Source organism: Arthrobacter sp. TB 26 (assembly GCF_000427315.1).
GTDB lineage: Bacteria > Actinomycetota > Actinomycetes > Actinomycetales > Micrococcaceae > Arthrobacter.
Genome location: NZ_AUPJ01000263.1, coordinates 1 through 10515 on the forward strand (window position 1 = coordinate 1; position 10515 = coordinate 10515).

Annotated in this window: 3 protein-coding genes and 3 rRNA genes; 4 read left to right on the forward strand and 2 right to left on the reverse strand. The window is 61.6% G+C overall.

The features are described 5' to 3' along the window. Positions 1 to 131 precede the first annotated feature (131 nt). The 4 genes from K789_RS0109635 to K789_RS0109650 all read left to right on the forward strand — a co-directional run bounded on the left by K789_RS0109635 (position 132) and on the right by K789_RS0109650 (position 6613). Positions 132 to 1655 (forward strand): 16S ribosomal RNA (locus K789_RS0109635). A 515-nt stretch (positions 1656 to 2170) separates the two neighbouring features. Continuing rightward, positions 2171 to 5305 (forward strand): 23S ribosomal RNA (locus K789_RS0109640). A gap of 187 nt (positions 5306 to 5492) precedes the next feature. After that, a 5S ribosomal RNA gene (gene rrf, locus K789_RS0109645) occupies positions 5493 to 5609 on the forward strand. Together the 16S, 23S and 5S rRNA genes form the textbook arrangement of a ribosomal RNA operon. 155 nt (positions 5610 to 5764) lie before the next feature. After that, positions 5765 to 6613, forward strand: a complete 849-nt coding sequence (locus K789_RS0109650) for an SDR family NAD(P)-dependent oxidoreductase (protein WP_024366577.1) — start codon at positions 5765 to 5767, stop codon at positions 6611 to 6613. 33 nt (positions 6614 to 6646) lie between these two features. Here the strand turns inward: K789_RS0109650 and K789_RS0109655 are convergent, their stop codons facing one another. Beyond that, positions 6647 to 8482, reverse strand: a complete 1836-nt coding sequence (locus K789_RS0109655) for a putative bifunctional diguanylate cyclase/phosphodiesterase (RefSeq protein WP_024366578.1) — start codon at positions 8480 to 8482, stop codon at positions 6647 to 6649. Between the two features lie 174 nt (positions 8483 to 8656). Then, positions 8657 to 10515 (reverse strand): putative bifunctional diguanylate cyclase/phosphodiesterase (locus K789_RS22765; RefSeq protein WP_024366579.1); only part of this gene is annotated, 1859 nt, incomplete at its 5' end.

Below are 10515 nucleotides of genomic sequence, written 5' to 3' on the forward strand. Positions count from 1 at the left end.
ATTGTATTGAATTGGTTGAATTGACTGGATCCGCCACCCCGTGGTGTGGTCTGGTTTTTACAGCTGGTTTCAAATTTTGTGCAGCCGGCACGTCCCGTTTTCCCGGGGGTGTTGGTTGTGTCTGTTTTACTTCAACGGAGAGTTTGATCCTGGCTCAGGATGAACGCTGGCGGCGTGCTTAACACATGCAAGTCGAACGATGAACCTCACTTGTGGGGGGATTAGTGGCGAACGGGTGAGTAACACGTGAGTAACCTGCCCTTAACTCTGGGATAAGCCTGGGAAACTGGGTCTAATACCGGATATGACTCCTCATCGCATGGTGGGGGGTGGAAAGCTTTATTGTGGTTTTGGATGGACTCGCGGCCTATCAGCTTGTTGGTGAGGTAATGGCTCACCAAGGCGACGACGGGTAGCCGGCCTGAGAGGGTGACCGGCCACACTGGGACTGAGACACGGCCCAGACTCCTACGGGAGGCAGCAGTGGGGAATATTGCACAATGGGCGAAAGCCTGATGCAGCGACGCCGCGTGAGGGATGACGGCCTTCGGGTTGTAAACCTCTTTCAGTAGGGAAGAAGCGAAAGTGACGGTACCTGCAGAAGAAGCGCCGGCTAACTACGTGCCAGCAGCCGCGGTAATACGTAGGGCGCAAGCGTTATCCGGAATTATTGGGCGTAAAGAGCTCGTAGGCGGTTTGTCGCGTCTGCCGTGAAAGTCCGGGGCTCAACTCCGGATCTGCGGTGGGTACGGGCAGACTAGAGTGATGTAGGGGAGACTGGAATTCCTGGTGTAGCGGTGAAATGCGCAGATATCAGGAGGAACACCGATGGCGAAGGCAGGTCTCTGGGCATTAACTGACGCTGAGGAGCGAAAGCATGGGGAGCGAACAGGATTAGATACCCTGGTAGTCCATGCCGTAAACGTTGGGCACTAGGTGTGGGGGACATTCCACGTTTTCCGCGCCGTAGCTAACGCATTAAGTGCCCCGCCTGGGGAGTACGGCCGCAAGGCTAAAACTCAAAGGAATTGACGGGGGCCCGCACAAGCGGCGGAGCATGCGGATTAATTCGATGCAACGCGAAGAACCTTACCAAGGCTTGACATGAACCGGAAATACCTGGAAACAGGTGCCCCGCTTGCGGTCGGTTTACAGGTGGTGCATGGTTGTCGTCAGCTCGTGTCGTGAGATGTTGGGTTAAGTCCCGCAACGAGCGCAACCCTCGTTCTATGTTGCCAGCGCGTTATGGCGGGGACTCATAGGAGACTGCCGGGGTCAACTCGGAGGAAGGTGGGGACGACGTCAAATCATCATGCCCCTTATGTCTTGGGCTTCACGCATGCTACAATGGCCGGTACAAAGGGTTGCGATACTGTGAGGTGGAGCTAATCCCAAAAAGCCGGTCTCAGTTCGGATTGGGGTCTGCAACTCGACCCCATGAAGTCGGAGTCGCTAGTAATCGCAGATCAGCAACGCTGCGGTGAATACGTTCCCGGGCCTTGTACACACCGCCCGTCAAGTCACGAAAGTTGGTAACACCCGAAGCCGGTGGCCTAACCCCTTGTGGGAGGGAGCTGTCGAAGGTGGGACTGGCGATTGGGACTAAGTCGTAACAAGGTAGCCGTACCGGAAGGTGCGGCTGGATCACCTCCTTTCTAAGGAGCGCCTACAATCACCGTGCCTCATGTATGTGGGTGTGGCGGGGTTGTCAGGAGTACGCCCGTTGCGCAGACGCTAGTTCTGCGGCGGGTGCTCACGGGTGGAATATCAACAAATAGGTGCCTGGCGGCATGTGCCGGCAGCAAGTACGGATCTTCCTTCGGGCGGGTCCTGGAACGCGGCTGGAATGTTTCGCTGGGTAGTGTTTGGCACACTGTTGGGTCCTGAGGCAACAGGACCATGGCTCATGGCCGGGTTCCCTTACGGGGGAGTCTCCGGTGGTGGGGTGTGGGACTTGTGTTTCTGGTTTCCTGGCTGCACCGATCATGCACTGTTGTGTGTGTGGGGTGTGTGGTATGGGGTTGTTGTTTGAGAACTACATAGTGGACGCGAGCATCTTTTATAAGAAGCAATTTCCAAGAATATGAACCTGGATCTGACCTGGGCGCCTTTTGGGTGTGTGGGTTGGTTTTCGTGGTTCTCTCGAAAATTAGTTTTTTTGATCTTTTGTGGTCAAGTTTTTAAGAGCACACGGTGGATGCCTTGGCATTAGGAGCCGAAGAAGGACGTAGGAATCTGCGATAAGCCTGGGGGAGTCGATAACCGGACTGTGATCCCAGGGTGTCCGAATGGGGAAACCCCGCCAGGGGCGCGAGCTGCCTGGTGACCCGCATCTGAACACATAGGGTGCGTGGAGGGAACGCGGGGAAGTGAAACATCTCAGTACCCGCAGGAAGAGAAAACAATAGTGATTCCGTCAGTAGTGGCGAGCGAACGCGGATCAGGCTAAACCGTTCCATGTGTGATAGCCGGCGGGCGTTGCATGGTCGGGGTTGTGGGACTTCCCATTCTGTCTCTGCCGGGACAGTGGGGTGTGTAGTGCAGGCATAGGTGAACGGTCTTGAAAGGCCGGCCAGAGAGGGTGTGAGCCCCGTAACCGAAATGTTGTGTACCGCCCGGGGAGTATCCCAAGTAGCACGGGGCCCGAGAAATCCCGTGCGAATCTGTCAGGACCACCTGATAAGCCTAAATACTCCCTAATGACCGATAGCGGACCAGTACCGTGAGGGAAAGGTGAAAAGTACCCCGGGAGGGGAGTGAAACAGTACCTGAAACCGTGTGCTTACAATCCGTCGGAGCCAGTCTGATTCTGGTGACGGCGTGCCTTTTGAAGAATGAGCCTGCGAGTTAGTGTTACGTCGCGAGGTTAACCCGTGTGGGGAAGCCGTAGCGAAAGCGAGTCTGAATAGGGCGTTGCAGTGGCGTGATCTAGACCCGAAGCGAAGTGATCTACCCATGGCCAGGTTGAAGCGACGGTAAGACGTCGTGGAGGACCGAACCCACTTCAGTTGAAAATGGAGGGGATGAGCTGTGGGTAGGGGTGAAAGGCCAATCAAACTTCGTGATAGCTGGTTCTCCCCGAAATGCATTTAGGTGCAGCGTTGCGTGTTTCTTACCGGAGGTAGAGCTACTGGATGGCTAATGGGCCCTACAAGGTTACTGACGTCAGCCAAACTCCGAATGCCGGTAAGTGAGAGCGCAGCAGTGAGACTGTGGGGGATAAGCTTCATAGTCGAGAGGGAAACAGCCCAGACCACCAACTAAGGCCCCTAAGCGTGTGCTAAGTGGGAAAGGATGTGGAGTTGCGAAGACAACCAGGAGGTTGGCTTAGAAGCAGCCATCCTTAAAAGAGTGCGTAATAGCTCACTGGTCAAGTGATTCCGCGCCGACAATGTAGCGGGGCTCAAGTACACCGCCGAAGTTGTGGATTTCAGATATTAGCTAAGCCGCCCCTTGTGGGTTGGTTCAGGCGTCTGGAGTGGTAGGGGAGCGTCGTGTGGGCAGTGAAGTCGCGGTGTAAACCAGCGGTGGAGCCTACACGAGTGAGAATGCAGGCATGAGTAGCGAAAGACGGGTGAGAAACCCGTCCGCCGAATGATCAAGGGTTCCAGGGTCAAGCTAATCTGCCCTGGGTAAGTCGGGACCTAAGGCGAGGCCGACAGGCGTAGTCGATGGACAACGGGTTGATATTCCCGTACCGGCGAAAAACCGCCCATGCTGAACAGGGGATACTAACCGCCCAATACCTGCCTGACACCCCTTGTGGGTGAAGGGTTTTGGTGGAGCGCGGGACCTGATCCTGGGAGGCAAGCGTATTAACAGGTGTGACGCAGGAAGGTAGCCGAGCCGGGCGATGGTTGTCCCGGTCTAAGGATGTAGGGCGAACGGTAGGCAAATCCGCCGTTCATGATGCCTGAGACCCGATGGGACTCCCGTAAGGGGGGATTCGGTGATCCTATGCTGCCTAGAAAAGCATCGACGCGAGGTTTTAGCCGCCCGTACCCCAAACCGACACAGGTGATCAGGTAGAGAATACTAAGGCGATCGAGAGAATTATGGTTAAGGAACTCGGCAAAATGCCCCCGTAACTTCGGGAGAAGGGGGGCCCCCATCGTGATGGACACTTGCTGTCCGGAGCGTGCAGGGGCCGCAGAGACCAGGGGGAAGCGACTGTTTACTAAAAACACAGGTCCGTGCGAAGTCGCAAGACGATGTATACGGACTGACTCCTGCCCGGTGCTGGAAGGTTAAGAGGACCGGTTAGCCGCAAGGCGAAGCTGAGAATTCAAGCCCCAGTAAACGGCGGTGGTAACTATAACCATCCTAAGGTAGCGAAATTCCTTGTCGGGTAAGTTCCGACCTGCACGAATGGAGTAACGACTTCCCCGCTGTCTCAACCATAAACTCGGCGAAATTGCAGTACGAGTAAAGATGCTCGTTACGCGCAGCAGGACGGAAAGACCCCGAGACCTTTACTATAGTTTGGTATTGGTGTTCGGAGTGGCTTGTGTAGGATAGGTGGGAGACGTTGAAGCCCGGACGCCAGTTCGGGTGGAGTCATCGTTGAAATACCACTCTGGTCACTTTGGACATCTAACTTCGGCCCGTAATCCGGGTCAGGGACAGTGCCTGATGGGTAGTTTAACTGGGGCGGTTGCCTCCTAAAAAGTAACGGAGGCGCCCAAAGGTTCCCTCAGCCTGGTTGGCAATCAGGTGTCGAGTGTAAGTGCACAAGGGAGCTTGACTGTGAGAGAGACATCTCGAGCAGGGACGAAAGTCGGGACTAGTGATCCGGCGGTACATTGTGGAATGGCCGTCGCTCAACGGATAAAAGGTACCTCGGGGATAACAGGCTGATCTTGCCCAAGAGTCCATATCGACGGCATGGTTTGGCACCTCGATGTCGGCTCGTCGCATCCTGGGGCTGGAGTAGGTCCCAAGGGTTGGGCTGTTCGCCCATTAAAGCGGTACGCGAGCTGGGTTTAGAACGTCGTGAGACAGTTCGGTCCCTATCCGCTGCGCGCGCAGGAAATTTGAGAAGGGCTGTCCTTAGTACGAGAGGACCGGGACGGACGAACCTCTGGTGTGTCAGTTGTACTGCCAAGTGCACCGCTGATTAGCTACGTTCGGATGGGATAACCGCTGAAAGCATCTAAGCGGGAAGCTCGCTTCGAGATGAGATTTCCATACACCTTGTGTGTGAGAGGCCCCCAGCCAGACCACTGGGTTGATAGGCCGGATGTGGAAGCGAGGACTAACGACTCGTGAAGCTGACCGGTACTAATAGGCCGATAACTTACACCACACACCACCCCGCGAACCCATTCAAAAGGGGTTCGCACCCAGGGGTGGTACGAAGAAACAAGACTGCTTGCGTCCACTATGTGGTTCCCAAACAACAAACCCGTTGTTCGAGGAACCAAACCAACTGAATAACACCACAGTTGTAACACCAGATTTCCCACCCCCCACGGGGGTTCGGGACACAAGGTTACGGCGGTCATAGCGTGGGGGAAACGCCCGGTCCCATTCCGAACCCGGAAGCTAAGACCCACAGCGCCGATGGTACTGCACCCGGGAGGGTGTGGGAGAGTAGGTCACCGCCGGAACATCATTAAACGGTCGAGGACCCCCAACCATGTTGGGGGTCCTCCCGCATTTAACCCGGAATCCACAGAGGGAACGTTGGTCAACCCGGCGTCGTTGTGGTTCGGTAGGCTCGATTCGACAGCCCGATAACCGCTTCCGCACAAAGGACTTCTTCATGACCGCACGGACCATTGTCATCACCGGAGCCAGCGACGGCATCGGCGCGTCCGCCGCCCGGACCCTGAGCAATCAGGGGGAGCGGGTGATCGTCGTCGGGCGTTCCGCCGAGAAGACCGAACGGATCGCGAGGGAGATCGGCGCGGACTTCTTCGTCAGCGACTTCGCCGAGCTGGCACAGGTGCGCCAACTCGCCGCGCAGCTGAAAGAGAAATGCCCGCGGATCGACGTCCTGGCCAACAACGCCGGCGGCATCATGGGCCAGCGCCAGCTCACCGTGGACGGCCACGAGAAGACCTTCCAGATCAACCACCTGGCCCCGTTCCTGCTCACCACCGAGCTGCTGGACGTGCTCACAGCCAGCAACGCCACAGTCATCAACACCTCCAGCGCCGCGAACTCGCTCTACGGCAAGCTGGACCTCAACGACCTTGAGGTGGCGAACAAGTACTCCGCCAACCTCGCGTACGGCAACGCCAAGCTTGAGAACATCCTCTTCACCGCGGAGCTGAACAACCGCTACCACGCGGCGGGGATCTCGACGGCAGCCTTCCACCCCGGCGTCGTGGCCACCAACTTCGCCGCGGACACCACCAGCCCGTTCCGGTTCATGTACCGGAGCTTCCTCAACAGGTTCATGCTGAGCCCTGAACAGGGCGCGGACACGCTCGTGTGGCTCGCCACAGCCACACCGGGGCAGGACTGGATCTCCGGCGCCTACTACGCGAAGCGGGCGCTGGCGAAGGCCAACAAGCTGGCGTACGACCCGGAAACCGCCAGGGAGCTGTGGGAGCGCAGCGCGGCCATGGTGGGCGCGGACCTCGACGAGCTCGACCACCGGCAGTAGCCGGCTGGGCTGAGGCCTGCAGCCGCCGCGGGGCTACCGCGCGGCGTCGACCTTGTCGATCGCCGTCAGGGCGCTTTCCATGGTCCCGGCCAGGTCACTGGCCGGGGCCGGCTTGGCGAACAGATAGCCCTGCAGGGAGTCGCAGCCGCGCTCCATCAGGTACCGGGCCTGGGCGGGAGTCTCGATGCCCTCGGCCGTGACCTTCAGTCCCAGGTCATGCGCGGCATTGATCATGGTGCCGAAAAACGGCAGGTGTTCCTGGCCGGTCTTGATCATGGCCACAAAGGAGCGGTCGATCTTGACCTTGTCCAGCGGCAGTTCCTTGAGCCGGCCCAGGGACGCGTAGCCCGTGCCGAAATCGTCCATCGCAATCCGCACGCCGGCCTCCCGCAACTGGCGGAGCTGGCGCAGCACGTCCGAATCCGACTCAAAAAACACACTCTCGGTCAGTTCCAGCATCAGCTGGCGCGGATCCACGCCGGTGGACGCCACGATCGCCAGCACGTCCGTGGCGAAGTCACGGTTCTGGAACTGCAGGCCGGAGACGTTCACCGCGACGCTGTACGCGGCGTCGCCGGCCAGCCAGGGCCGGATTTCGGCGCAGGCCCGGCGCATGACCTCGTCGCCGATCTCGCGGATCAGGCCGCTCTGTTCGGCCACGGGCAGGAACTGGTTGGGCGGGACCAGCCGGCCGTGCCGTTCCCAGCGCGCAAACGCTTCGAACTGCACCACTGCCCCGAGTCCGGGGTTCACCACGGGCTGGTAGTGGACCGAGATCTGGCCCAGCTCCACCGCCTGCCGGAGCCCGGCCTGGCCCTCCGCCTTGCTCACCACAGTGTTCAGCATCTCCGGCCGGAACCGCAGCCAGGCATTCTTGCCCCCGGACTTCGCCGCCGTCATGGCCGCGTCGGCCTGCCGCAGCAGCTCCGCGCCGTCGAGCGTCCCGGAGGTCCGGGAGGCGAGGCCCATGCTGACGCCGGGCCGGATCAGCGAGCCGCCGACGCGCAGGGGCTCGTACAGCGACTCGGAAATCCGCTTGGCCACCGCGTCGGCGTTGAGGCATTCGGTCAGCAGCACCACGAATTCGTCGCCGCCGAGCCGGGCCACCGTGTCGTGCGGCCGGACGCAGTTGCGCAGCCGGCTTGCGACCTCCACCAGCAGTTCGTCCGCGGAGGAACGGCCCAGCATGTCGTTGAGGTTCTTGAAGTCATCCAGGTTCAGCAGCAGCACGTCCACCGGGTCCGGCCGGTGCAGTGCCGCGGCGAGCCGTTCGTTGAACAGGGTCCCGTTGGGCAGCGACGTCAGCGGATCACGCAGCACCCCGGCCCGCAACTGGTCATCGTGCGCGGCGAAGGCGGCGGGAACCGCCGCGGAGGCAGCAAGCGTCCGACGTCGGTGCGCTGCGGCGTCCGCGGCAGCGCCGGCGTCGCCCTGGCGAGCGGCAGTGATGTTCCCGGCAGTGATGTTCCCGGCAGTGCCGTTCCCGGACAGCACCTCCGGACGGTGGCCGGCGCCGCGGACCGAGAGCGCGACGGACCGCGCGGGCGAGCCGTTCCCGGCGTCGGGCGGCAGCAGGGAGCAGGTGATCTCGACCGGGACTTCGGTGCCGTCGGCGCGGCGGCCGGACCCGGCGAAAGGCTGGCCGGAACGGGGCGCGGAAACGCCCAGGCGGGACAGCACGCCGTGGAAGGGTTCGCGGGACGCCTCGGCCAGGAGCAGGGACGAATCAGCGCCCAGCAGCTGGGCGCGGGAGTAGCCGAAGAGGTCCTCGGCGGCGGCGTTCAGGAAGGAAATGGACCCGTCCGGAGCGAGCAGCAGCAGCGGGTCCGGGCTGTGCTCCAGCAGTAGTTGTGCGAGTCCAGATTCCATGTTTTTTGCCTGCCCCCCAAGCGACGGATGTGAAGTGGCAGCCAGCGTTTCGAAGAACGAAGCGGGCTGCGCTCACTGAATCATATGTGGTGCAGCCGCCGTGAGTGATATGCGTCATGCGCGGCCTGTTAATGTGTCTTCGGGCCTGCCTCGCCCGTCCCGGGACGGGGGCTGCTACGCGGGCAGCGGGACACCTTCCAGCGCCGCAATGGCGGCGGCGGCACTGCGGATGCCGAGCTCCCGGCGGGGCTCGGGCTCCGGGCGGGAGAAGAGGAAGCCCTGCAGGGCATCGCAGCCGTGGTCCATCAGGTAGCGGGCCTGCTCCGGGGTTTCGATGCCCTCGGCCGTGACCTTCAGGCCCAGGCTGCGGGCCATGTGGATCATGGAGGTCAGGATGGGCAGTTTTTCCGCCCCGGTGCGCAGCATGGAGACGAAGGACTTATCGATCTTCACGATGTCCACGGGCAGCTCCTGCAGCCGGCCCAGGGAGGAATAGCCGGTGCCAAAGTCGTCCAGGGCCACCCGGATGCCTGCCCCGCGCAGGGTCACGAGCTGGGTGATGACCTGGCAGCGGGCGTCGAAGAACACACTTTCCGTCACCTCCAGCACCAGCTGGTGCGGGTCCACGCCGCTCCACTCCGCAATGTCCAGGACGCGTTCGGCGAAGTCCGGGTGCTGCAGCTGCACCCCGGAGACGTTCACGGCCAGTGACCGGGACGGGTCCTCCGCAAGCCAGGGCTGCAGCTCGGTGCAGCTGCGCCGCAGCACTTCAGCCCCGATGTCCCGGATCAGGCCGCTGCGCTCCGCGGTCAGGATGAACTCGTCCGGCGGAACCAGCTGCCCCTCCCACTGCCAGCGGGCCAGGGCCTCGAACTGCACGACTTCCAGTTTCTCCGCAGACACCACCGGCTGGTAGTGCACGACGATCTGCCCGAGTTCCACGGCACGCCGCAGGCCGGCGGTCAGCTGGGTGCGCTCCAGCAGCGCGGCGAGCATCTCCGGCCGGAAATGCACGTAACAGTTCTTGCCCGCTTCCTTGGCCGCGTACATGGCCAGGTCGGCCTGCCGGAGCAGCTCGGAGGACGTCATGGTCCCGGAGCCGCGCGAGGCCACGCCGAGGCTCAGGGCCGGCCGCATGAGGGTGCCCTCGATGGAGACCGGGGCGTTCAACGTGGCCACGATCCGCTGGGCCACGGCGTCGGCATCGTTGCAGTCGACCAGCAGCACGACGAACTCGTCCCCGCCAAGGCGTGCCACGGTGCCGTGCGGCCCGACGCACTGCTGCAGCCGGCGGGAGATCTCCACGAGCATTTCATCCCCGGCGTGGTGGCCCAGGACGTCGTTGACCTCCTTGAAGTCGTCCAGGTCCAGCAGCAGCACGTGGACCGGCCCGGGGGTCAGCAGCGCATCGGCCGCGCGCTCGTTGAAGAGCATCCGGTTGGCCAGCCCGGTCAGCGGGTCCTGGAAGGCGAGTTCCTTCAGCTTGTCAGCCTGTTCGGCGAGCTCCTCCATCGCCCGGCGGGCCTGGTCCTGGGCGCGCTGCCGGGCGGTGATGTCCCGGAAGTTCCAGATCCGGCCCACGATCACGTCCGCAACCTTCTGCGGCCGGGAGTACAACTCCACGGTGCGGCCGTCGATGAACTCCAGCACGTCGTGGCTCTGCCGGGCCCTGTCGGCGTGCAGTTCCGCGACCTTCCGCAAGAAGTACTCCGGATCCAGCAGCTGCTGGGAGATAAACCTGACCAACGCCGTCGGGTCCTCTGCCGCGATCAGCTCCGGCGGCATGCCCCACAACTTGAGGTACTGGTCATTGACACCGGTGATCAGGCCTTCGGTGGAGACCACCACAATCCCGTCGGCGGTGGTTTCCAGCGTGGCATCGAGCAGCGAGACCGCCAGGCGGCGGCCCGAATCGGTGTCCTCCCGGTGGCTGCCGTCCCGGATGGCAACCGCCATCGCCGGGCCGTCGCCGAGGGTTACCAGCGAGCAGGTGATTTCCAGCGGGAGTTCGCTGCCATCCCGACGCCGGCCTG